Source organism: Bradyrhizobium sp. CFUWI (genome assembly GCF_056429085.1).
On record NZ_JBWJZE010000008.1, the window covers coordinates 226274 to 249857 of the forward strand.

At 65.3% G+C, this 23584-nt stretch carries 13 protein-coding genes; 10 read left to right on the forward strand and 3 right to left on the reverse strand.

Features of this window, described 5'->3' with window-relative positions:
• Positions 1 to 7 precede the first annotated feature (7 nt).
• Both AC066S_RS19620 and metC read right to left on the reverse strand, forming a co-directional pair.
• The gene (locus AC066S_RS19620) at positions 8 to 1699 is read right to left on the reverse strand and encodes a Na/Pi cotransporter family protein (protein WP_478270378.1); all 1692 of its coding nucleotides are present in this window, start codon (positions 1697 to 1699) and stop codon (positions 8 to 10) included.
• A 169-nt stretch (positions 1700 to 1868) separates the two neighbouring features.
• Positions 1869 to 3053, reverse strand: a complete 1185-nt coding sequence (gene metC / locus AC066S_RS19625; RefSeq protein ID WP_478270379.1) for a cystathionine beta-lyase — start codon at positions 3051 to 3053, stop codon at positions 1869 to 1871.
• Between the two features lie 389 nt (positions 3054 to 3442).
• On the opposite strand from metC, the gene AC066S_RS19630 reads away from it, so the two are divergent.
• The 6 genes from AC066S_RS19630 (at position 3443) to AC066S_RS19655 (ending at position 12676) form a co-directional block, all read left to right on the forward strand.
• Positions 3443 to 4459 carry an amino acid ABC transporter substrate-binding protein gene (locus AC066S_RS19630; RefSeq protein WP_126257732.1) on the forward strand — a complete coding sequence of 339 codons (1017 nt, stop codon included), beginning with the start codon at positions 3443 to 3445 and terminating at the stop codon, positions 4457 to 4459.
• Between the two features lie 25 nt (positions 4460 to 4484).
• Positions 4485 to 5690 carry an amino acid ABC transporter permease gene (locus tag AC066S_RS19635; RefSeq protein ID WP_126257731.1) on the forward strand — a complete coding sequence of 402 codons (1206 nt, stop codon included), beginning with the start codon at positions 4485 to 4487 and terminating at the stop codon, positions 5688 to 5690.
• The gene (locus AC066S_RS19640; protein WP_478270380.1) at positions 5687 to 7207 is read left to right on the forward strand and encodes an amino acid ABC transporter permease; all 1521 of its coding nucleotides are present in this window, start codon (positions 5687 to 5689) and stop codon (positions 7205 to 7207) included. The genes AC066S_RS19635 and AC066S_RS19640 overlap by 4 nt, the downstream gene beginning before the upstream one ends.
• Positions 7208 to 7219: 12 nt before the next feature.
• Positions 7220 to 7957 carry an amino acid ABC transporter ATP-binding protein gene (locus AC066S_RS19645; protein WP_126257729.1) on the forward strand — a complete coding sequence of 246 codons (738 nt, stop codon included), beginning with the start codon at positions 7220 to 7222 and terminating at the stop codon, positions 7955 to 7957.
• 100 nt (positions 7958 to 8057) lie between these two features.
• Complete coding sequence (locus AC066S_RS19650; protein WP_478270381.1) at positions 8058 to 10331, forward strand: O-linked N-acetylglucosamine transferase, SPINDLY family protein; 2274 nt, start codon at positions 8058 to 8060, stop codon at positions 10329 to 10331.
• A gap of 107 nt (positions 10332 to 10438) precedes the next feature.
• On the forward strand, positions 10439 to 12676 hold the full coding sequence (locus AC066S_RS19655; protein WP_478270382.1) for an O-linked N-acetylglucosamine transferase, SPINDLY family protein: 2238 nt from the start codon (positions 10439 to 10441) through the stop codon (positions 12674 to 12676).
• A gap of 51 nt (positions 12677 to 12727) precedes the next feature.
• Here the strand turns inward: AC066S_RS19655 and AC066S_RS19660 are convergent, their stop codons facing one another.
• Positions 12728 to 13762 (reverse strand): cysteine synthase A, encoded by a 1035-nt coding sequence (locus AC066S_RS19660; protein WP_126257728.1) that lies wholly within the window; start codon positions 13760 to 13762, stop codon positions 12728 to 12730.
• A 662-nt stretch (positions 13763 to 14424) separates the two neighbouring features.
• Between AC066S_RS19660 and AC066S_RS19665 the strand changes: the two genes are divergently transcribed.
• From AC066S_RS19665 to AC066S_RS19680, 4 genes are read left to right on the forward strand one after another with little or no spacing between them, the layout of a single operon-like run.
• Complete coding sequence (locus AC066S_RS19665) at positions 14425 to 15909, forward strand: efflux transporter outer membrane subunit (protein ID WP_478270383.1); 1485 nt, start codon at positions 14425 to 14427, stop codon at positions 15907 to 15909.
• The gene (locus AC066S_RS19670) at positions 15899 to 17293 is read left to right on the forward strand and encodes an efflux RND transporter periplasmic adaptor subunit (protein ID WP_478270384.1); all 1395 of its coding nucleotides are present in this window, start codon (positions 15899 to 15901) and stop codon (positions 17291 to 17293) included. The genes AC066S_RS19665 and AC066S_RS19670 overlap by 11 nt, the downstream gene beginning before the upstream one ends.
• Positions 17294 to 17330: 37 nt before the next feature.
• The gene (locus AC066S_RS19675; RefSeq protein ID WP_478270385.1) at positions 17331 to 20480 is read left to right on the forward strand and encodes an efflux RND transporter permease subunit; all 3150 of its coding nucleotides are present in this window, start codon (positions 17331 to 17333) and stop codon (positions 20478 to 20480) included.
• Positions 20480 to 23584 (forward strand): efflux RND transporter permease subunit, encoded by a 3105-nt coding sequence (locus tag AC066S_RS19680; protein WP_478270386.1) that lies wholly within the window; start codon positions 20480 to 20482, stop codon positions 23582 to 23584. Before AC066S_RS19675 ends, AC066S_RS19680 begins: the two co-directional genes overlap by 1 nt.

Genomic DNA, 23584 nt, shown 5'->3' on the forward strand with positions numbered 1-23584 from the left:
GGAAGCGCTAACGCGGCAACGCCGATGCTGCGCCGGCCGCGGACAGGGTGGCCGTCTCGGCCTCTGTCCTTCGATAGGGCTCGCCGACCGCGTCCAGCACGGGATAGGCGACCGAGCAGATATGCGAGTGGATGCGCCTGAGGTCGCGCAGCACGTCGAGATGCAGCGACGTCGTTTCGATGGTTTCGGGACGGCCCTCGCGCAGGCGATCGAGATGCCGTTCGACCGCGGCAAGCTCGGTGTTGCGCAGCGCGGTTTTCTCCACCAGCAGCTTGCGGGCCTCATTGGCGTCGCCCGACATGAAGACGCCGAACGCGATCCGCAGCGAGTCCATCGTGCGCTTGTGGAAGGCGGCGAGCTCGTCGGCCCCTTCCGCAGAGAACTGGAAGCGCCGCTTGATCTTCTTGGTCGCGAGCTCGCTCAGACTCTTGTCGATGATGTCGCCGATATGTTCGAGATTGATGGCGAAGGAGATGATCTCCATCGCGCGCCGTCCTTCGCTCTCGTCGAGGCTGCCGCGCATCAGCTTGGTCACGTAGAGCTTGATGGCCTCGTCGAGACCGTCGACCAAGTTGTCCATCTTGGAGACCTGGTCGACCAGCGCACGATCGCCTGTCATCATCGCGGCCATCACCTTGCGCAGCATGACCTCGACGAGATCGCCCATGCGCAACGTCTCGCGGGCGGCGTCGGCGAGTGCCAGCGACGGCGTCTCCAGCGCTGTCTCGTCAAGATAGCGCGGCCGGGCCGGGTCGGCCTCCTGCACGCGATCCGGTAAGAGGCGGGTGAGCAGGCGCGACATGGCGTCGAGCAGGCCGATGAAGACGATGGCCGTGCCGACATTGAAGGCGATGTGGAAGGCCGCCGTCATCTTGGCGAGATCAGGCTGCCAGGCGTGCATATACTCGGCGATCCCGCCGAGGAAGGGCAGGACGAGGGCAATGCCGATCACGCGGTTGACGAGATTGCCGACCGGCAGGCGATAGCTCGCGGGATCGTCACGCTTGCCGCCCTCGAGCACGGGATTGATGGCGCTGCCGAGATTGGCCCCGAGCACCAGCGCCAGCGCCGCGTAGGGCGTGATGAACTGCGAATAGGCCAGCGACATGATCAAGAGCACGCTGGCGACGCTCGAATGCACTGTCCAGGTGACGAGGGCGGCGATGACGATGCACAGGATGGGATCGCCTGTGATGGCCGACATCACGACGCGGACGCCGGGCGCGTTCTCGGCCGGCGCCAGCGTGTCGAGCAGGATGTGCAGCGAGAGCAGCATCAGGCCGAGGCCGATGCAGACGCGGCCGATGTCCTTGATCCGCGAGCGCGGGCCGGAGCGGAAGGCGACGAGGCCGAGCACGAACAGCACCGGCGCAACGGCTGCGATGTTGAACGACAGCACCTGAACGATCAGCGTCGTGCCGACATTGGCGCCCAACATGATGGCAAGCGCGGCGGCGAGGCTGACAAGGCCTTCGGCCGCGAACGAGCTCGTGATCAAGGCGGTCGCCGTGCTGCTCTGGAGCAGGGCGGTGAGCCCGAGGCCGGCGGCAAAGGCGCTGACGCGGTTGCTCAGCGCCTTGCCAAGCAGGCGCCTGAGATCAGGACCGAAGGCGCGCAGAATCCCGCTGTGGACCATGTGCAGGCCCCACAGCAACAGCGCCACGCCGCCCATGAGATCGAGCAGTACCAACGTTCCCATGCTCCGTGTCCGGATGAGAGTCGATTGGTGAGGCTAGCGCCAAACGTCAGTGGATCAAATCCTTTGTTGGCGCGTCGGCGTTAACGTTTACGGCAGTTGCACGTTCCCGCGCCGTGCGTCCGTCGACGCACATTGGCGCGTCGGCAGGCGCATTGCTCAGTGAGCAGGCTCACATTGCCGCCTTGAGGGCAGCAAAGCCGCGATCGAGATCGGCCTTGAGATCGTCGGTGCTTTCGAGCCCGATGTGCAGGCGCAGAGTCGGCCCGCCGGGCGCCCACCTGGTGGCGGTGCGATAGGCGTCGCAATCGAAGGGAATCGCAAGGCTCTCGAATCCGCCCCAGGAAAAACCCATGCCGAACAGCTTGAGCGTGTTGAGCATGGTGTCGACAGCCTTCTGCGGCGCCGGCTTCAGCACGATGCTGAACAGGCCGGATGCGCCGGTGAAGTCGCGCTTCCAGATGGCGTGACCGGGATCGGTCTCCAAGCCCGGATGCAGCACGCGAGCGACCTCGGGTCTGGCAGCGAGCCAGCGCGCCATGTCGAGACCGGAGCGATGATGCTGCGCCAGCCGCACCGACAGCGTGCGCAGGCCGCGCAGCGCGAGGAAGACGTCGTCGGGACCGGCGCAGACACCGAGCAGGCGAATGCCTTCGGCAATTATCGGCCAGGCCTTGGCATTGGCCGAGATCGTGCCGAACATGATGTCGGAATGGCCGCCGATATATTTCGTCGCGGCCTGCATGCTGACGTCGACGCCCTGTTCGAGCGAGCGGTGATAGAGCGGCGTCGCCCAGGTGTTGTCGTCGATGACGAGCGTGCCGCGCGCATGCGCGACCTCGGCGATGGCGCGAATATCCGGCATCTCGAACGATTGCGAGCCCGGCGCCTCCACCAGCACCGCGCGGGTGTTCGGCTTGAACAGCTTGTCGATGCCGGCTCCGATCAGCGGGTCAAAGTACGTGGTCTCGATGCCGTAACGGGCGAGCATGCCGTTGCAGAAATTGCGCGAGGGCCGGTAGACGTTGTCGACGACCAGAATGTGGTCGCCGGCCTTCAGCACCGCGAGCAGGGTGGTGGAGATTGCCGACAGCCCCGACGGGACGATGCCGACGCCGGCGCATTGCGGCCCCTCCAGCGCCATCAGCGTCTCCTGGAACGCCTTGGTGGTGGGGGAACCGTGCCGGCCATAGGTGAACTCGCCGCGATGGGCGTGCAGGTCCTCGGCGGTGGGATAGAGCACGGTCGAGCCGTGGAAAACCGGCGGATTGACGAACCCCTTCTGCGCCTTGGTGTCGCGGCCGGAGGTGACCAGCCGGGTCTCGGCCTGCTGCTCTTGGGGGTGCGAGGAATCCATGCGTCTGCTTTCAAAACCGCGTTTCCGCTCGGGGCCTGGCGCCCGAGGGCCGGCCGAAAGGCCGCTGTCGTTAATAACAGAACACAGAAGAGTCCCGTCAACCCCTTGACCCGGCACGCCAGTCGTTCTGTGATGCGCGGGTGCTATTCAGTCGCCGCATGTTGAGGGGCCTGCCGCGACCTTCGATCCATCGTCTGACCGAACCTTGCGCCACAGCCCATAGCGGCGGGCGCCAGCGGCGGGGATTAAGGTATGGCCTCCCGGGATCGGCGAGTGTTCGGCAAGGTTTTCCAGCATGACTCTTGCAAGGCCGGACTTGATACGCCCGGCCCGGCAGGGATGATCCTGAGACAACGTTCCTTGAGACGACTTTGAAAGGCCCAAAGCCCATGAAACGCGTAACCCTGGCTCTCACTCTTGCTCTCGCCGCCGGTCTCTCCGCCCAAACCGCCGATGCGCAAACCCTCAAGACCGTCAAGGATCGGGGCATGCTGTCCTGCGGCGTCAGCCAGGGCCTGCCGGGCTTCTCCTCGCCCGACGACAAGGGCAACTGGACCGGCCTCGACGTCGATGTCTGCAAGGCGATCGCCGGGGCGATCTTCAACGATGCGAGCAAGGTCAAGTACGTGCCGCTGTCCGCCAAGGACCGCTTCACCGCGCTGCAATCCGGCGAGATCGACGTGCTCTCGCGCAACACCACCTGGACCATCTCGCGCGATACCTCGCTCGGCGCCAATTTTACCGGCGTGACCTATTATGACGGGCAGGGCTTCATGGTGAAGAAGTCGCTCAAGGTGAATTCGGCGCTCGAGCTCAACAGCGCCTCGGTCTGCGTGCAGACCGGCACCACCACCGAGCAGAATCTCGCCGACTACTTCAAGGCCAACAACATGAAGTACGAGGTGATCGCGTTCGGCACCAACGACGAAACGGTGAAGGCCTATGAGGCCGGGCGCTGCGACGTCTTCACCACCGACCAGTCGGGCCTCTACGCCAATCGCCTGAAGCTCGCCAGTCCCAACGACCACATGGTGCTGCCCGAGATCATCTCGAAGGAGCCGCTCGGCCCGATGGTGCGCCACGGCGACGACCAATGGTTCGACATCGTGAAGTGGGCCCTGTTCGCGATGGTCACCGCCGAAGAGCTCGGGGTGACCTCGAAGAACGTCGACGAGAAGACCAAGCTGGAAAATCCCGAGTTGAAGCGCGTGCTCGGCAGCGACGGCAATTTCGGCGAACAGCTCGGCCTCACCAAGGACTGGGTGGTGCGGATCGTGAAGGCGGTCGGCAATTACGGCGAAGTGTTCGATCGCAATGTCGGCGCCGGCTCGCCGCTCGGCATCAATCGCGGTCTCAACAATCTCTGGAACAAGGGCGGTCTTCAGTACGCGCCGCCGATCCGCTGACCGCCCCTGACCCGCTGGCAGCGGCATGAGCACCGAGGCCCGAAAACCGCCGCCCCAGATCGCGCTGAAGATCAGGCGCCTTCTGGGCGGCAAGGCAGGCTGGAACGGCGTCGCCGTCCAGTTTGCCTTCGCGGCGATCCTGGGTTGGATCGGCTATGAGATCGTCTCCAACGCCCGCGCCAACCTGGAAAACCAGCACATCGCCGCCGGCTTCGGCTTCCTGCGGAACAATGCCGGCTTCGACGTCAACCAGACCCTGATCTCGTATACCGGCTCGGACACGTTCCTGCGCGTGTTCGTGGTCGGGCTCCTGAACACGCTCGTCGTCTCCGTGGTGGGCATCGTCTTCGCCACATTGATCGGCTTCATCGTCGCGCTGTGCCGGCTCTCGCCGAACTGGCTGTTGTCGCGCGTCGGCGAGATCTATGTCGAAATCATCCGCAATTTGCCGCTGCTGTTCCAGATCCTGTTCTGGTACCTGGCGGTGCTCGCAGCCCTGCCCAACCCGCGGCAGAGCATCTCCCTGCTTGGCGTCGCCTTTATCAGCAATCGTGGCCTCGTCGTCCCCAGCCCGATCGGTGAGCGGGGCCTCGAGCCGTTCCTGGCGATGCTGGCGCTCGGCATCGTCGCGTCACTGGCCTTGCGCTTCTATGCCCGCCGCGCATTGTTTCAGGAAGGACGGATGATCCGCATCTGGCCCTACGTGCTGGGTCTGCTGTTCGGTCTGCCGCTCGCCACCATGCTGGTGTTCGGCCCGCCGTTCAGCTTCGAGCTGCCGCAGCTGAAGGGCTTCAATTTCGCCGGTGGCTCGCGGATCATTCCCGAGTTCGTGGCGCTGACGCTGGCGCTGTCGACCTATACCGCCGCCTTCATCGCCGAGATCGTGCGCGCCGGCATCCTGTCCGTCCACAAGGGGCAGATGGAGGCGGGATCGTCTCTGGGCCTCAGCCGCGGCACCACGCTGCGGCTGATCGTGGTGCCGCAGGCGATGCGCGTCATCGTGCCGCCGCTGACCAACCAATACCTCAATCTCACCAAGAACTCGTCGCTGGCGGTCGCGATCGGCTATCCTGACCTCGTCTCGGTGTTCGCCGGCACAGCGCTGAGCCAGACCGGGCAGGCGATCGAGATCATCGCCATGACGATGGGCATCTATCTCCTGATCTCGCTGCTCACCAGCGCGATCATGAGCGTCTACGGTTGGCGCGTCAGCCGGAGTCTGGGCGCATGAGCGATATCGCCTCGAGCAGCTTCGTCCGCCAGGACCTGCTCACCGAGCGTCCCGCGCCGGTGAAGACCACGGGCTTCGTCGGGCTGATGCGGACGCGCCTGTTCAACTCGCCGACCAACATCCTGCTCACCATCGTGGGCGCGCTGCTGCTGTGGTTCACCATCGTTCCCTCGGTCAGGTTCCTGCTGGTCGATGCGGTCTGGAGCGGCAAGGACCGCACGGCATGCCTCACCGAGAACGCCGGATTTGCGGTCGGTGCCTGCTGGCCCTACATCCAGGCCAAGCTGCCGCAATTGATCTACGGTTTCTATCCCGAGGCCGAACGCTGGCGGGTGGACCTCACATTCGTTCTTGCGGTGGTCCTGCTGGTTCCGCTGCTCGTGCCCCGCCTGCCGGCGAAGGGGCTCAACGCCAGTCTGTTCTTCGTCGCCTATCCGATTGTCGCGTTCTTCCTGCTGCACGGTGGCGGCATCAAGGGTTTTGGCCTCAGCTGGACGGCGGGCTTGCTGGAATTGTTCGACGAGAGCATCAACGGCGCCGGCCAGGCCCTGCTCAGTCTCAGCAAGACGTCGGCCGCCGGGCCGTTGTTGTGGCTGGTCGGGAGCTTGATCGTGCTGGTCGGCACCGCGATCCAATGGCTGATCCTGCCGCTGATCTGGCTGCGCGACCAGATCCAGGGAGCGGGCCAGTCGCTCTGGGCCGATTTCGCCGTCACCGCCGCGGTCGTCAGTCTGATCGCCTTCGGTCTCGGCGGCGGCTTGCGCACCGGTTGGCGCGCACTGGGCTCGAGCATCGCTGCCTTCGTCGCCATCGCCGCCGTGATCAAGCTGATGGGGCTCGATCGCGGTGGCCTGCCGGTCGTGACGACCAATCTGTGGGGCGGCCTGCTGGTGACGCTGGTGGTCTCCGTCACCGGCATCGTCACCTCGCTGCCGATCGGCATCGCGCTGGCGCTCGGGCGCCGCTCCACCATTCCCCTGATCCGGATCTTCTCGATCGCCTTCATCGAGTTCTGGCGCGGCGTGCCCCTGATCACCGTGCTGTTCTTCGCCACCTACATGCTGCCGCTGTTCCTGCCGGGCAATTTCACGGTCGACGGTCTCGTCCGCGCGCTGATCGGCATTGCGCTGTTCACGGGCGCCTACCAGGCCGAGAACGTCCGCGGCGGGCTCGCCGCGATCCCGCGTGGGCAGGGCGAGGCCGCGGCAGCGCTGGGCCTGTCCTGGTGGAAGACGACCTCGCTGATCGTGCTGCCGCAGGCGCTGCGGCACGTCATCCCGAACCTCGTCAACAGCTTCATCTCGCTGTTCAAGGACACCTCGCTGGTCTCGATCGTCGCGCTGTTCGATCTCTTGGGCTCGCTCAGGGCATCGTTCTCGGATCCGAAATGGTCGACGCCTTCGACCGCGTTCACCGGCTTCGCCTTCGCCGGGATCATCTACTTCATCTTCTGCTTTGGAATGTCGCGCTACTCGCTGTTCGTCGAGCATCGTCTCAACGCCCATCGTCGCAACTGATCGAGGTCCCCCATGTCAGACCCCATCGTCAAGATTTCCGGGCTCAACAAATGGTATGGCGACTTTCACGTGCTGCGCGACGTCGACCTCGATGTCCGCAAGGGCGAGCGCATCGTGATCTGCGGGCCCTCGGGCTCCGGCAAGTCGACGTTGATCCGCTGCATCAACGCGCTCGAGGAATTCCAGGAGGGCGAGATCGTCGTCGACGGCATCGAGCTCGGGCCCAATCTCAAGCATGTCGATGCCGTGCGCCGCGAAGTCGGCATGGTGTTTCAGAGCTTCAATCTGTTCCCGCACCTCACGGTGCTCGACAATTGCACGCTGGCTCCGATCTGGGTCCGCAACATCCCGAAGAAGGACGCCGAGGCGGCCGCGATGAAGTTCCTGGAACGGGTCAAGATCCCGCATCAGGCCAACAAGTTTCCGGGACAGATGTCCGGCGGCCAGCAGCAGCGCGTCGCCATCGCCCGCGCCCTGACGATGAATCCGAAGGTCATGCTGTTCGACGAGCCGACCTCGGCGCTCGACCCTGAAATGGTCAAGGAGGTGCTGGACACGATGGTGGACCTCGCCGAGGAGGGCATGACCATGCTGGTCGTCACCCACGAGATGGGTTTTGCCCGCGAGGTCGCCAACCGCGTCGTGTTCATGGATGCCGGCCAGATCATCGAGGCCAACACCCCGAATGAATTCTTCGCGGCGCCTCAGCACGCCCGCACGAAGCTGTTCCTGAGCCAGATCTTGCGCTGAACCCCCGGGAAATCCCGGGGGCGATGCTGGTCCGGTGACCGGGCGGTCATGGCTCGCGAATCAGTTAGACTCGGCTCCGGGCATCCTCCGGAGAGACACCTTGCAGAAGAGCGGCGGCGGCGCGCGCGCATTCCAGAATGCGCGATTGCAGAAGAAATTGATGAAGCAGGCCGACGCCGTTATTGCCGCTGCGGCGAACGCCTATGGCCAGGGCCGGTATGCCGAGACCGAGGCGCTGTGCCGCGAGATCTTGAAAGCCCTTCCGGATCACGTCGACGCCATGCATCTGCTGGGCATGTGCGCCCATGACGGCCGGCGCCTCGAGGAGGCGAAAGAGCTGCTCGAGCGCGTGATCGCGCTCGATCCGCGCCTGCACGATGCCCATAACAACCTGGCGACCGTGCATTTTGATCTCGGCAATTACGACGAGGCGCGGCGCTGCCAGGAAAGGGCGATCGCGCTGAAGCCGAATTTCGCGGTCGCGCTCACCAATCTCGGCAACACGCTGATGCATATGGGGCAGTACGAGCAGGCGCTCGAGATGCACGAGCGTGCCATCAAGCTGAAGCCGGATTACGCCGATGCGCTCTGCAACCGTGGCATGGTCGAGATCGTGCTTGGGCAGGTCATGCGCGCCAAGGAGAGTTTCGATCGTGCCCTGCTGTTTCAGCCGCGTCACGCCGAGGCCATCGTCGGCAGCGGCATGGTCAGCATGGAGCTCCGGCACCACGACGAGGCGGCCGCCAAGTTTGCCGCGGCGCTGGCGATCAAGCCGGGCGCGCCGAGGATCCTGGCCCAGCGCGGGCGGCTCAGTTACGAACTGCAGCGCCTTGAGCCCGCGCTTGCGGATTTCGAGGCGGCGCTTGCGATCTCGCCCAAGCTCGAGCTGGCGCTCCGGGGCAAGGCGCAGGCCTGCCTCGTCATGGGAAAGACCGCGCAGGCGATGGCGGCCGCGACGACCTTGATCGAGCGAAACCCGCGCTCCGAGATGGGAATGGCGCTGATGGGATTCGCTTATTCGAACCAGGGCGACATGGACACCGCGATCGAATATCTCGACCGCGCGCTGGCGCTCCGACCGGACTATGGGGATGCGATCAGAGGAAAGATCTTCCTGCAGGATTACCGCGCCGAGGCCGATTTCGTGGTGCAGCAGGCGGTGCGAAAATCCTGGTGGGATGCGATCGGCTCGAAGATACCGCAAAGGACGCTGCCGAAGCGGCCGCTCGATCCGGAAAAGCGGATCGTGGTCGGCTATGTCGCTGCCGAATTCCGCCAGCATTCGGCGGGGCTCACCTTGCTGCCGGTGCTGCGCCATCATGATCACACCAAATTTGAGATCATCTGCTACTATTCCTGGCCGGGAGCGGACGAGTACACCGCCAAGTTCAAATCATTGGCTGACGTCTGGGTCGATGCCTGGGGGCTCTCCGACGACGAACTCGCCGATCGCATTCAGGCCGACAATGTCGACATCCTGATCGACGTGTCGGGCCACACCACCGGAAACCGGCTGCAGTGTTTCGCGCGGAAGCCGGCTCCGATCCAGGCGACCGGCTTCGGACACGCGACGGGCACGGGCATGCCGACCATGGACTATGTGCTCGCTGATCCCATCTTCATTCCGCCATCGGTCCGGCACTTGTTTCCCGAGAAGATCCACGATCTGCCGTGTCTGATCACGATGGAGCCCGTCACCAATCTGCAGCCCTCCGAGCTGCCGATGCTCCGCAACGGCTACGTCACTTTCGGCGTGTTCAACCGCATCTACAAGATCTCGGACGATGCGATCCGCGTGTGGGCGCGCATCATGCGGGAGGTGCCGGGATCGAAGATCGTCCTCAAGCATGGTCTGCTCGACGATGCCCTGCTGCGCGACTGCCTGATCGCACGCTTCATCGCCCAGGGCATTGCGGAGGAGAGCATCACGTGCCTCGGCACCACCTCGCGCGACGACCACCTGATGGCCTTCGACAAGATCGACATTTCGCTCGACACGTTCCCGCAAAATGGCGGCATCAGCACCTGGGAATCCCTCTACAAGGGCGTTCCCGTCGTCGCCAAGCTCGGCATCGGCGCCTCCTCGCGCGCCGGCGCCTCCATCGTGGCGGCGGTCGGGCTCGGTGACTGGGTCGCCGAGGACGACGATGGCTACGTCGAGATCGCCTGCAAGTTTGCCTCGCAGCCCGAGCATCTGGCGAAATTGCGTGCGGGCTTGCCGGCTCAGATCGCGGCCTCGCCCGCCGGCAATGTCGAGATCTACACCCGCGAGCTCGAAGCGGGCTACCGCAAGTTCTGGCGCGACTATTGTGCCGCGGCCTCGGAACACGGCGACGCTGCGGTAGACGAGGCGGACACGCCCAGCGGCTCCTGAGCCCACAGGTCCTGCGCACCGGGATATTCCGGAGGGATTTTTCGGTCCCGCCGGGTAGCCGTGCGAATCAGTTAGACTCGCCACGGGCCATTTTCCGGAGAGACACCTTGCAGAGCAGCGCCGGCGCGCGCGCATTCCAGAATGCGCGATTGCAGAAAAAGTTGAAGAAGCAGGCCGACGCCATCATCTCCGCTGCGGCGAGCGCCTATGGCCAGGGCAGATATGCCGAGAGCGAGGCGCTCTGCCGCCAGATCGTGCAAGCCGTTCCGGATCATTTCGACGCCACGCATTTCCTCGGCCTGAGCGTGCAACAGCTCGGGCGTCTCGATGAGGCGCAACAGCTGCTTGAGCGCGCGGTCGCGATCGATCCGCGTTCGCACGAGGCGCATAACAATCTCGCTTCTGTATACTTCGCCCTTCAGAAGCTTGAGGCCGCCCGCGCATGTCTGGAGAAGGCAATCGCGCTGAAGCCGAATTTTCCGCCGGCCCTGGCCGGCCTCGGCAACACCTTGCTCCAATTGAACCTGCCGGAGCAGGCGATCGAGCTGTATGACCGCGCCATCGCCCTGAAGCCCGATTACGCCGATGCGCTCTGCAATCGTGGCCTGGCCGAGCTGGCGCTGGGGCGGTTTGACCGCGCCGGGCAGAGCTTCGCGCGCGCGCTGTTGTTTCAGCCGCGTCATGCCGAAGCGCTCGGCGGCAAGGCTGTGGTCAGCATCGAGCTCAAGCATTACGACGAGGCGGAAGCCGCGCTAGCGGCGGCGCTCGCGATCAGGCCCGGTTCGGCGAAGCTCCTCGCGCACCGCGGACGGCTCAATTTGGCGCTGTCGCGGCCGGAGCCGGCGGCCGCGGATTTCGATGCGGCACTTGCGCTTGCACCGAAGCTCGAAGTGGCCTTGCGGGGGAAGGCGGAAGTCTCGCTGAGCCTTGGCAATACCGCGCAGGCGATCCTGGCCTGCACGGCCTTGCTGGAGGAAAATCCGCGCTCGGCGATCGCGCTGGCGCTGCTGAGTTCGTGTTTTGCAAACCAGGGGGAGATCGCGGCTGCGATCGAACATCTCGACGCCGCGCTCGCCATCGCGCCGGACCAGCCGGACCTGATCGCGCGGAAGATCTACTTTCTGGACTTTCTCTCCGACGCCGATTTCGCGGTCCAGCAGGCGGCGCGCAAATCCTGGGGGGAGGCGATCGGCGCCAGATTGCCCCAGCGCAAGCTCGCGCCCCGGCAACTCGATCCCGACAGGCGGATCGTGGTCGGGTATGTCGCGGCCGAGTTCTGGTACCACTCGGCAGCGTTCGGTCTGCTGCCGGTGCTGCGCCATCACGATCACGCCAAATTCGAGATCGTCTGCTATTCGTGCTCGCCGCTGCGAGACGAGATGACCGCCAAGTTCAAGTCGCTGGCGGACGTCTGGGTCGACGCCTGGCAGCTGTCCGATGACGAACTGGCCGATCGTATCGAGGCCGACAAGGTCGATATCCTGATCGACGTGTCCGGGCATACCACCGGCAACAGGCTCCCGGTGTTCGCCCGCAAGCCGGCTCCGGTCCAGGTCACGGGTTTTGGACACGCCACCGGAACCGGCCTGCGGACCATGGACTACGTGCTTGCGGATCCGATCTTCATTCCGGCATCGGCCCGCCTCCTGCTGGCCGAAAAGGTCTACGATCTGCCGTGCCTGATCACGACCGATCCGATCTTGGACGTACCGGCGTCGGAGCCTCCCATGCTCCGCAACGGCCATGTGACCTTCGGCGTCTTCAATCGCATCTCCAAGATCTCGGATGAGGCCGTTCGCGTGTGGTCGAATGTGATGCGGGAGGTGTCGGGATCGAAGATCATCATCAAGCACACGCTGCTCGACGATCCGTTGGTCCGCGACGGTCTGATCGCGCGCTTCGTGGCGCAGGGGATTGCCGAAGAGAAGATCACCTGTCTCGGCTCGTCCGAGCGCGCCGCGCATCTGCGAGCCTTCGCGGAGGTCGATATTTCGCTCGATCCATTTCCGCAGAACGGCGGCGTCAGCACCTGGGAATCCCTCTATGCGGGCGTGCCGGTCGTTGCCAAGCTTGGCCACGGCGCCTCTTCGCGCGCCGGCGGCGCCATCGTGGCGGCCGTCGGCCTCAATGACTGGGTCGCCGAGGACGACGAGGGTTACGCCGCGATCGCATGCAAATATGCCGCGCAGCCGGCCCATCTGGCGAAGTTGCGTGCGGACTTGCCCGCCCAGATCGCAGCCTCGGCCGCTGGCAATGTCGAGATCTACGCGCGCAGGGTGGAGGAAGGATACCGCCAATTCTGGCGCGATTATTGTGCCGCAGCCTCGGGCGGCGAGATCGCGTAGCCCGGCCGAGCTTGTGGACGCGCGTCCCGACCCGAAGGGGGCGCGCGACGATCACACGAACGGCGGCTTGATGTTGCTGCGCTTCTCTAGCCACTCCGGCACCGGCAGGTTCTTGGCGCGCATGAAATCCGCGTTGAACAGTTTTGATTGATAGCGGCTGCCGGAATCGCACAGCACGGTCACGACCGTCTTGCCGGGCCCGAGCTGCTTTGCGAGCCGCATCGCACCGACGACGTTGATGCCGGTCGAGCCGCCGAGGCACAGGCCTTCGTGCTGGAGCAATTCGTAGATCGCCGTGACGGCTTCTGCGTCGGGAATGAGATAGGCATCATCCACCTTCGCGGTCTCGACAATTGCGGTCGCGCGGTTGAGACCGATGCCTTCGGTGATCGAGCCGCCCGGCGTCGCCTTGGCATCGCCGGTCCTGAAATATTCGTACATGCCGGCGCCGTGCGGATCGGCGCAGGCGATCCGCACGTTCTTGTTCTGCTCCTTCAGATAGCGGCTGACGCCAGCCAGCGTGCCGCCGCTGCCGACCGAGCAGACGAAGCCGTCGACCTTGCCGCCGGTCTGCTCCCAGATCTCGGGTCCGGTCGATTCGTAGTGCGCCTTGGCGTTGTCGAGGTTGTTCCACTGGTCTGCGAACAGCACGCCGTGAGGCTCGGTCTTGCGCAACTCATCCGCAAGCCGCCGGCCGACGTGTTGATAATTGTTGGGGTTGGCATAGGGCAGGGCCGGCACCTCGATCAGCTCGGCGCCGCACAGCTTCAGGAAATCCTTCTTCTCCTGGCTCTGCGTTTCCGGGATCACGATCAGGGTGCGATAGCCGCGCGCGCTGGCGACGACGGCAAGCCCGATGCCGGTATTGCCGGCGGTCGCTTCCACCACGAGACCGCCGGGCTTGAGCTCGCCGCGCTTCTCGGCCTCCAGGATCATCCATTTGCCGGCGCGGTCCTTGACCGACTGGCCGGGATTCATGAATTCGGCCTTGCCGAGAATGGTGCAGCCGGTCAGTTCCGAGGCGCGCTTCAGCTTGATCAGCGGGGTGTTGCCGATGGCTTCGACAACGTCATTTCGAATGCTCATGTCAGGAAAATCGCCACCAAGAGGGTTGATCTGGTTGGCCAGAACCTAGTGCTTGGGGGGCCAAAGGGGAAGGCTTTTGCGCTGCGGCGAAACCGGCTGAAACGCCTGTCCGAACAGTGATATTCTCGCGCGGTAATGTGCGCGGCCGCGAGGGGAGATATCAGGAGGAGGAAATGGCTGAACTCCGTCCGATGACGGAAGATGACCGTCGTCGGCAGCCAATCCGCGAACGCTTCTTTCCAGGGACCGGAGGGGGGCGGGCATCGGGAGCCGTTGACGGCTTTGTGAGATGGCTCCGGCCAGAGAGCGGATTGAAGCGAAGCCGCACGCGGCTTCTTGTGGCCGCATGGAAGGCCGGACGCCGGTGTGGCAGCAATATCACATGAAATCTTGGTAAGCTTGATCACGCCTCCCGGTGTTTGCAGAAGGAGAAAAGTCACTGCGAGACAAGCACCTTTTGAATTTTCATCGTTTCGTTTCAGGCTCGTTGGCAGGACCGTCTCGCGACCGCGGCCCTGTCCCCCAGTTCAACGCCCGGCTAGTATCATTTCGAGGTTCCGAGAAAGCATCATCGTTGTGAACGAGTTGTCCAAAGCCCCCCGATTGTCCCGCCGCGAATCGGTTAATCCGGTTGCGCGGCGGTTTGATCTGCCCGGCGGGGGGTGGATGTGACACAGGGTGTTCCGGGGATCGCCACGCGGCGGTCCGAAGGTTCAGCGGCCCGGACGCTGCGTGCGGCGCGCTGGCTTGCGGTGGTGTGCCTCGCTGCCACCTCAGGCGCTTGCGTTCTGACCCAGGACCTTCCTGATCCCGCCCTCGACGTTCCCATACAGTACAAATACGCCGGCAAGGGCGATGCGCCGCCGTCATTGGATTGGTGGCGCGGCTTCCGCTCCACGGAGCTGACGCAGCTGATGGAAGAGGCGCAGACCGTCAATCTCGACATTGCCGCAGCCGTTTCGCGCATCGTTCAGGCCGACGCCCAGGCGCGGCAGGCCGGCGCGGCGCTGCTGCCGAGCCTATCGACCGCCGGTTCGGAAACCTATTCGCGCACCTCGGGCGCAAGCTCCTCGGGTCTGTCCATCGGCGGCCGCGAAGTCGTCAATTATTCGGCTTCGCTGAGCGCGAGCTATCAGCTCGACTTCTGGGGCCAGAACCGCGATGCGCTGCAGACTGCGGAGGAAACCGCCAACGCCAACCGCTTCGATCGCGACACCGTCGCGCTGACGACGCTCGCTGCCGTCGCCAACGCCTATTTCCAGGTGCTGGCCTCGCAGGACCGCATCCGGACCTCACAGCGCAACATCGCGAGCGCGCAGCGTATCCTCGATGCGGTCCGGGAGCGGCGCAAGGCCGGCACCGGCACGGATCTCGATGTTGCCCAGCAGGAGAGCGTCCTCGCCAACCAGAAGGCCCTGGTGCCGCCGCTGCGCCAGACGCTGGACCAGAACGTCAACGCGCTCGCCGTGCTGGTCTCGCGCCCGCCCGAGAGCGTGCGCGTGCACGGTGGCTCGCTGGACCGGATCGCGATCCCGCGCGTGACGCCCGGCCTGCCGTCGGAGCTCCTGACGCAGCGGCCTGACATCCGCCGGCAGGAGGCGCAGCTTGCATCTGCGACCGCCAACATCGGCAATGCCCGTGCCCAGTTCTTTCCGACCATCCAGCTCACCGGCAATGGCGGCTATCAGAGTGCGGCATTGGTCTCGCTGTTCCAGCCGCATGCGGCGTTCTTCCAGCTCGTCGGCAGTGCCACGCAACCGATCTTCGACGGCGGCAGGATTCTCGGCAATTTCGAACTCGCCAAGGCGCGGCAGGACGAACTGCTCCAGACCTACCGCAAGACCATCGTGCAGGCCTTTGCCGACGTCGACAATGCGCTGTTCTCGATCAAGCAGACCACGATCAAGCTGCAATTGCAGCGCGACGTCGTTACCGCCTCGCGCCGCGCCTTCGATCTGTCCGAGCAGCAGTTGCGCGCCGGCACCGCCGACATCGTGACCGTGCTCAACACTCAACTGACCCTGTTCCAGGCGGAGGACGCGCTGTCGCAGGCGCAACTGGCCCGCTTGCTCGCCATCGTCAGCCTGTATCAGGCGCTCGGCGGCGGCTGGGAGCCGCGAATGGAGAAACCCGTCAATGCTCTTTAAGCCGGACGGCAAGCCAGGCGTGGAGGAGGGGACGGCGAGAAAATCGCGCGGCCGCGGCTTCGTCGTGACGCTGATCACGCTCGCGATCCTCGGAGGGCTCGGTTATCTCGGCTGGATCGCCATGCATCAGCAGCAAGCCAACAACCGCAACAACCAGCGGCCCGATCTGCCGGTGCCCGTGCTGGCGGCGACCCCCCGGGTGCAGGACGTGCCTGTCTATCTCGACGGCGTCGGCGCGATCCGCGCGCTCAACACCGTGACCGTGCGCTCGCAGGTCGACGGCAAGCTGATCGCGGTGAATTTCACCGAAGGCCAGGACGTCAAGAAGGGCGACGTGCTCGGCGAGATCGATCCGGCGATCTACCAGGCGCAGTACGACCAGGCCGTCGCCAAGAAGGCACAGGACCAGGCCCAGCTCGCCAACCAGCGCATTGACCTGACCCGGTACGAGCAGCTCGCCGCCTCCAATGCCGGCTCCAAGCAGCAGGCCGACACCCAGCGCGCGCTGGTGGCGCAGACCGAGGCGCTGGTCAAGGCCGACCAGGCCGCGATCGACAATGCGGCGGCAACGCTCAGCTACACCAAGATCGTGGCCCCGATCTCGGGTCGTGCCGGCCTGCGCCAGGTCGACCAGGGCAACATCATCCACGCCTCCGACACCACGGGTCTGGTGGTGATCGCGCAATTGCAGCCGATCGCGGTGTGGTTCAGCCTGCCGCAGCAGCAGATCATGCGCGTCAATGCGGCCGCGGCGAAAGGTACGCTCGCGGTCGACGTGTTCGGCAATGACGGCATCACCGTGATCGACACCGGCAAGCTGACCGGCATCGACAACCAGGTCGACCAGACCACCGGCACGCTCAAGCTCAAGGCGGAATTTCCCAACGCCAATTACCAGCTCTGGCCGGGCCAGTTCGTCAACGTCCGCCTCAAGGTCGAGACCTTGACGCGGGCGCTGGTGGTGCCGACATCGGCCGTGCAGCGCGGCCCGATCGGGACATTCAGCTATGTCATCGGCGAGGACAACGTGGTCTCGGCCAAGCCCGTGACGGTGACGCAGCAGAACGAGCACGATGCCGTTATCGCGAGCGGCCTGTCGGCGACCGACCGGGTCGTCACCACGGGCTTTGCCAATTTGTCCGACGGCTCCAAGGTGATCGTCGGCCGCGACGACCAGACCCCGTCGGCCGATCTCGCCCCGCGCAAGCGCTCGCGCGGGCCTGACGCCCAGAAGAAGGATGGCGCCAAGGAAAGTCAGAAGGACGGGCAAGGCAAGGACGACGAGTTCCGCGCCAGGCGCAAGAGCGGCGAAGGCGACCAGAAGGGACAGACCGGACCGGCCCCGGGGCCGGGGGCAGCGGGTAGTGGAGCCAAGCAGCCATGATCCCGACAACAGCCGCCTGACGCGGCAGGCAGATCCCATGGGTGTCTCCGAACCGTTCATCCGCCGGCCGATCGCGACCTCGCTGCTCGGCATCGCGCTCTTGATCGGCGGGCTGCTGGGCTATTTCGCGCTGCCGGTCTCGGCGCTGCCGCAGGTCGATTTCCCGACCGTGCAGGTGACGACGCAATTGCCGGGCGCGAGCCCGGACGTGATCGCGTCGCTGATCACGGCACCGCTGGAGCGGCAGCTCGGCCAGATCCCGTCGCTGTCGGCGATGAACTCGACGAGCTCGTTCGGCGTCAGCCAGATCTCGCTCCAGTTCGATCTCAACCGCGACATCGATGGCGCGACCCAGGACGTGCAGGCCGCGATCAACGCCGCGGCTGGCGTGCTGCCGAAGACGCTGCCTTATCCACCGACCTACGCCAAGGTGAACCCGGCGGACGCACCTGTCATGACGCTGGCGTTGCGCTCGGACACGATCTCGCTGCGGGCGATGAGCGACATCGCCGACACGCTTCTGGCGCAACGTTTGAGCCAGATTTCGGGCGTCGGACGGGTCTCGGTGCTCGGCGGACTGAAACCGGCCGTACGCATCCAGGCGGATCTGGCGCGGCTCGCCGCCTACGGCATCGCCATGGAAGACCTGCGCACCGCGATCGCCAATGCCAACGTCTCGGGCCCGAAGGGCTCGCTCGACGGCGCGCAGCAATCCTACATCATCGCGGCCAACGACCAAATCGCCGCGGCCGACGCCTATAAGCCCGTCATCATCGCCTATCGCAACGGCTCGCCGGTCACCATTGCCGACGTCGCGCAGATCGTCGACGGCCTGGAGAACGACCGCACCGGCGGCTGGTACCAGGGCACGCCGGCCGTCATCATCGACATCCAGCGACAGCCCGGCGCCAACGTGATCGACGTCGTCAGCCAGATCCGCGCCGAAATCCCCAAGGTGCAGAGCGCGATTCCGGCGGGGGTGAACCTCACCATCGTTTCCGATCGCACCGTCACGATCCGCGCCTCGGTGCGCGACGTGCAGTTCACGCTGGTCCTTGCCGTCGTGCTGGTGACCCTCGTGGTGCTGCTGTTCCTGCGTTCGCTGCGCGCAACCTTGATCGCGGGCGTCGCGCTGCCGCTGTCGCTGATCACGAGCTTCGGCATCATGTATTTCGCCGGCTTCAGCCTCGACAATCTCTCGCTGATGGCGCTCACGATCGGCACCGGCTTCGTCGTCGACGACGCCATCGTCATGATCGAGAACATCGTGCGCCACATGGAGAACGGCGACGACGCGATGGAGGCGTCGCTGAAGGGCGCCAGCGAGATCGGCTTCACCGTGATCTCGCTGACGGTGTCGCTGATCGCGGTGTTCATCCCGCTGCTGTTCATGTCGGGCCTCGTCGGACGCATGTTCCGCGAATTCGCGCTGACCTTGACGATCGCGGTGGTGACCTCGGCCGTGGTCTCGCTGACGCTGACGCCGATGATGTGCTCGCGCCTGCTCAAGCACGCCCATGAGGAGCTGGCGGTTCCGGGATTGGCCACGATCAGCCGCTTCATCGACCGCACCGTCGAATTCTACCACCGGACGCTGCTTTGGGTACTGGAACGCCAGCGCGCCACGCTGGTCGTGACCTTCGCCACGCTGATCGCGACCCTGGTCCTCTATGTCGTCGCGCCGAAGGGTTTCCTGCCGCTGCAGGACACCGCCTCGATCACGGCGGTGACGGAGGCCGGACCCGACGTGTCGTTCGCGGAGATGCAGAAGCGGCAGGCCGAGGCTTCCGACGCCATCAGGGCGGATCCCGACGTGGTCGGCGTGGTCTCCGTGATCGGGGCGGGCTCGGTCAATCCGACCACCAATGTCGGCCGGCTCGTCATGAGCCTGAGGCCGCGCGGCGAGCGGCGGGACGATGTCGCGGCCGTCATAACCCGGCTGAAGGAGAGGGTCGCGGGTATTCCCGGCATGACCGTGTATTTCCAGCCGGTGCAGGACGTGCAGATATCGACCCAGTCGAGCCGCTCGCAATACCAGTACACGCTGACCGGCACCGACGCGGCGCTGGTGTCGGAATGGGCGCGCAAGCTGGTGACGGAGATGCGGCGCGATCCCTTGTTCCGCGACGTCTCTTCCGAAGCGCAGGAGGGCGGCCTGCGGGCGCAGCTCGACGTCGATCGCACCCGCGCCGGCCAGCTCGGTGTCAGCCTCCAGGCGATCACGGATACGCTCAACGATGCGTTCGCGCAGCGGCAGATCTCGACCATCTACGGCCAGGCCAACCAGTACCGCGTGGTGCTGGAGGCGCTGCCGATGTACCAGCGCGATCCCTCGATCCTGTCGAAGCTCTATCTGCCGGGCGCCGCGAGCGCCACCGCCGGCGCGCCGAACGCGCAGGTGCCGCTGTCGGCCGTGGCGACGCTGAAGCGCACCACCGCGCCGCTGGCGATCTCGCACCAGGCCCAGTTCCCCTCAATTTCGCTCAGCTTCAACCTCGCGCCGGGCGCCGCGCTCGGCGATGCGGTCAACGCCGTCAAGACGATCGAGACGCGGATCGGCATGCCCAACAGCATCGTCGGTGTCTATGCCGGCGATGCCGCCGAATTCGCCAAGGCGCTCGCCGGCCAGCCCTGGCTGCTGCTCGCCGCCGTGATCACGATCTACATCGTGTTGGGGGTGCTTTACGAGAGCTACATCCACCCGATCACGATCCTGTCGACGCTGCCCTCGGCCGGCGTCGGCGCGATCCTGGCGCTGGTGCTGTGCGGGCAGGACTTGTCGGTGATCGGCCTGATCGGCATCATTCTCCTGATGGGCATCGTCAAGAAGAACGCGATCATGATGATCGACTTCGCGCTCGAGGCCGAGCGCGGGCAGGGGATGTCGCCGCACGAGGCCATCGTGCAGGCCTGCCTGTTGCGCTTCCGTCCGATCATGATGACGACGCTGGCGGCGCTGTTCGGCGCGCTGCCGCTGGCGATCGAGAGCGGCACCGGCGCCGAGCTGCGTTTCCCGCTCGGCGTCTCCATCATTGGCGGCCTGCTGCTGAGCCAGCTGCTGACGCTTTACACGACGCCAGTGATCTACCTCGCGCTCGACCGCATCAACCGCCGCCTCGAGCAGGCGCTGCCGCCGGCCGAATCCGGCGGCCCGCCGGTCGCGGGCGCGACCGAGGGGATGCAGTGATGGCATCGATCTCGGAGCCCTTCATCCGCCGCCCGGTCGCGACCACGCTGCTGTCGATCGGGTTGTTCCTGCTGGGTGTCGTCGCTTACGGGTTCCTTCCCGTCGCCTCGGTTCCGAACGTCGACTTCCCCGCCATCTTCGTCTCGGCCAGCCGGCCGGGGGCCGACCCGTCCGTGATGGCGGCGACGGTAGCTTCGCCATTGGAGCGGCGTTTGGGCGAGATCGCCGGCATCAACCAGATCACCTCGACCTCGACGCTCGGCACCACCACCATCCAGCTCCAGTTCGACATCGGCCGCAGCATCGACAAGGCCGCCCGCGACGTGCAGGCGGCGATCAACGCCGCGATGGTGGACCTGCCGAGCGACCTGCCGACGCTGCCGCGCTTCCGCAAGGCCAACACGGCCGGCGCGCCGGTCTTCGTGCTGGCGCTGACCTCGAAGACGCTGTCCCCCAGTGCAATCTACGACGTCGCCGACACGGTCCTGGCGCAGCGCATCTCGCAGGTCCCGGGCGTCGGTGATGTCAGCGTGTCCGGCGCCGACCAGCCAGCCGTGCGGGTCCAGCTCAACCCCGTCGCGCTGTCGAATGCCGGCATCGCCACCGACGACGTGCGCACCGCGATCGTCAATGCCAACCCACTCGGTCCCGTCGGCATCTTCAACGGCGAACGCCAGAGCGAGACGCTGGCGCTCAACCGGCAGATGCGAACCGCCAAGGAATTCCGCGACATCGTCATCAAGAGCGCCAACGGCAACTTCGTGCGGCTCTCCGACGTCGCCGACATCGAGGATTCCGTCCGCAACGCCCGCTCGATCGCCTGGTTCAACAAGCAGCCGGCGGTGCTGATCCAGATCACCAAGCAGGGCGACGCCAACGTGATCGATACCGTGGACCGGGTGAAGGCGCTGGTCCCGCAGCTGAAGCAGTGGATTCCGGCCGGTGTCGAGATTTCGACCCTGGTCGACCGCACCGGCACGATCCGCGCCAGCGTGCTCGACATGCAATGGACATTGCTGGCCACCGCGATCCTGGTGATGGTCGTGGTGTTCGTGTTCCTGCGGCGGCTGACGCCGACGATCGCGGCCGGCGTCTCGGTGCCGCTGGCGCTGGCGGGCACCTGCGCCGGGATGTGGATCGCAGGCTTCTCGATCGACAATCTGTCGCTGATGGCGCTCGCGATCTCCGTCGGCTTCGTGGTCGACGATGCCATCGTCATGATCGAGAACATGTATCGCAATCTCGAGCACGGCATGACCCCGTTCCGGGCGGCGCAGGAGGGCGCCAGGCAGATCGGCTTCACGGTGGTCTCGATCAGCCTGTCGTTGATCGCAGCGTTCACGCCGCTGATCTTCATGGACGGCATCGTCGGGCGCCTCTTGCGCGAATTCTCGCTGACGCTGACCTTCGCCATCCTGGTCTCGACGCTGGTCTCGCTCACGGTGACACCGATGATCTGCGCCCATTACATCCGGCAGACCACATCGGGCACCGCGACCCTGTTCGACCGCGTCATCGAGGGATCGCTGTCGCGCATCGTCGCCTTCTACGCGAGAACCTTGCGCACCGTGCTGGACTACCCGATGGCGACGCTGCTGGTGTTCTTCGCCACCATCGGCCTCACCGTGACGCTCTACATCAAGATCCCCAAGGGCTATTTCCCGACCGACGATTCCGGCTTCGTCATCGGGGCGACGCGCGCCTCGGCCGACATCTCGTTTCAGTCGATGCTCGGTCTCCAGCAGCGGCTCGCCGACATCGTGATGAAGGATCCGGCCGTGGCCGGCGTCGGCTCGACGGTCGGTGCCGGAGGCGGGCCGGGAGGAGCGACCTCGAACCGCGGCGTCATGTACATCAGCCTGAAGCCGCCGGAGGAACGCGACCACGTCTCGACGGAGGTCGTGATCGACCGTCTGAGACGCGCGCTGTACCCCGTGCCCGGCATCCGCCTCTTCATGTTCGCCGCCCAGGACGTCCGTGCCGGCGGGCGGCGGAGCGATTCCGACTACCAGTACACGCTGACCAGCACCGACCTCAGTCTGCTGCAGAAGTGGGCGCCGATCGTGGCCAAGCGCATGGAGAGCGTCGAAGGCATCACCGACATCTCCAGCGACCGCGACCCCGGCGGCCTTCAGCTCACGCTCGCGATCGATCGCCAGAAGGCCTCGGCGCTCGGCGTCAGGGTTCAGGACATCGACAACGCGCTGAACAACGCCTTCTCGCAGCGGCAGATCTCGATCATCTACACCCAGCGCAACCAGTACATGACCGTGCTGGAGATCGATCCGAAATTCCAGGTCGATCCCTCCAACCTCGATCGCATCTATGTCGCCGGCGCGGGCGACGCGCAGGTGCCGCTGTCGGCCGTGGTGCACGCCACGCGCAGCCTCGCCGCGCTCGCGGTCTATCACTCGCAGTCGTTCCCCTCGACCACGGTGTCGTTCAACCTGCTGCCCGACGTGCAGCTCCAGGCGGCGACGCAGAGCATCCAGCGCGCGGTGGAAGAGCTGCACATGCCCGAAGGCATCCGCGGCAGCTTCGACGGCAATGCCGGCGACTTCGCCAGGACCAGCGGCCGCCAGCCGCTTCTGATCCTCGGTGCGTTGGTGGCGATGTATATCGTGCTCGGGGTGCTCTATGAGAGCCTCGCCCATCCGCTCACGATCATCTCGACGCTGCCCTCGGCCGGGCTCGGCGCGCTGCTCGCCTTGCAGCTCACCAACACGCCGCTGACGGTGATCGCCTTCGTCGGCATCATCCTCTTGATCGGCATCGTCAAGAAGAACGGCATCATGATGGTGGATTTCGCGCTCGACGCCGAACGCCAGCGCGGCCTGTCGTCAGCGGAGGCGATCTTCGAGGCCTGCCAGGCCCGCTTCCGCCCGATCCTGATGACGACCATGGCGGCGCTGTTTGCCGGCATTCCGCTCGTGGTGGCGACCGGCCCCGGCACGGAGCTGCGCCGTCCGCTCGGCATCACCATTATCGGCGGCCTGTTCGTTTCACAGATCCTGACGCTGTACACGACGCCCGTGATCTATCTCCTGATCGACCGCCTGCGGCGCCGTTCCGAGCCGCGTCCGCTGGCGGCACCGGCGGAATAG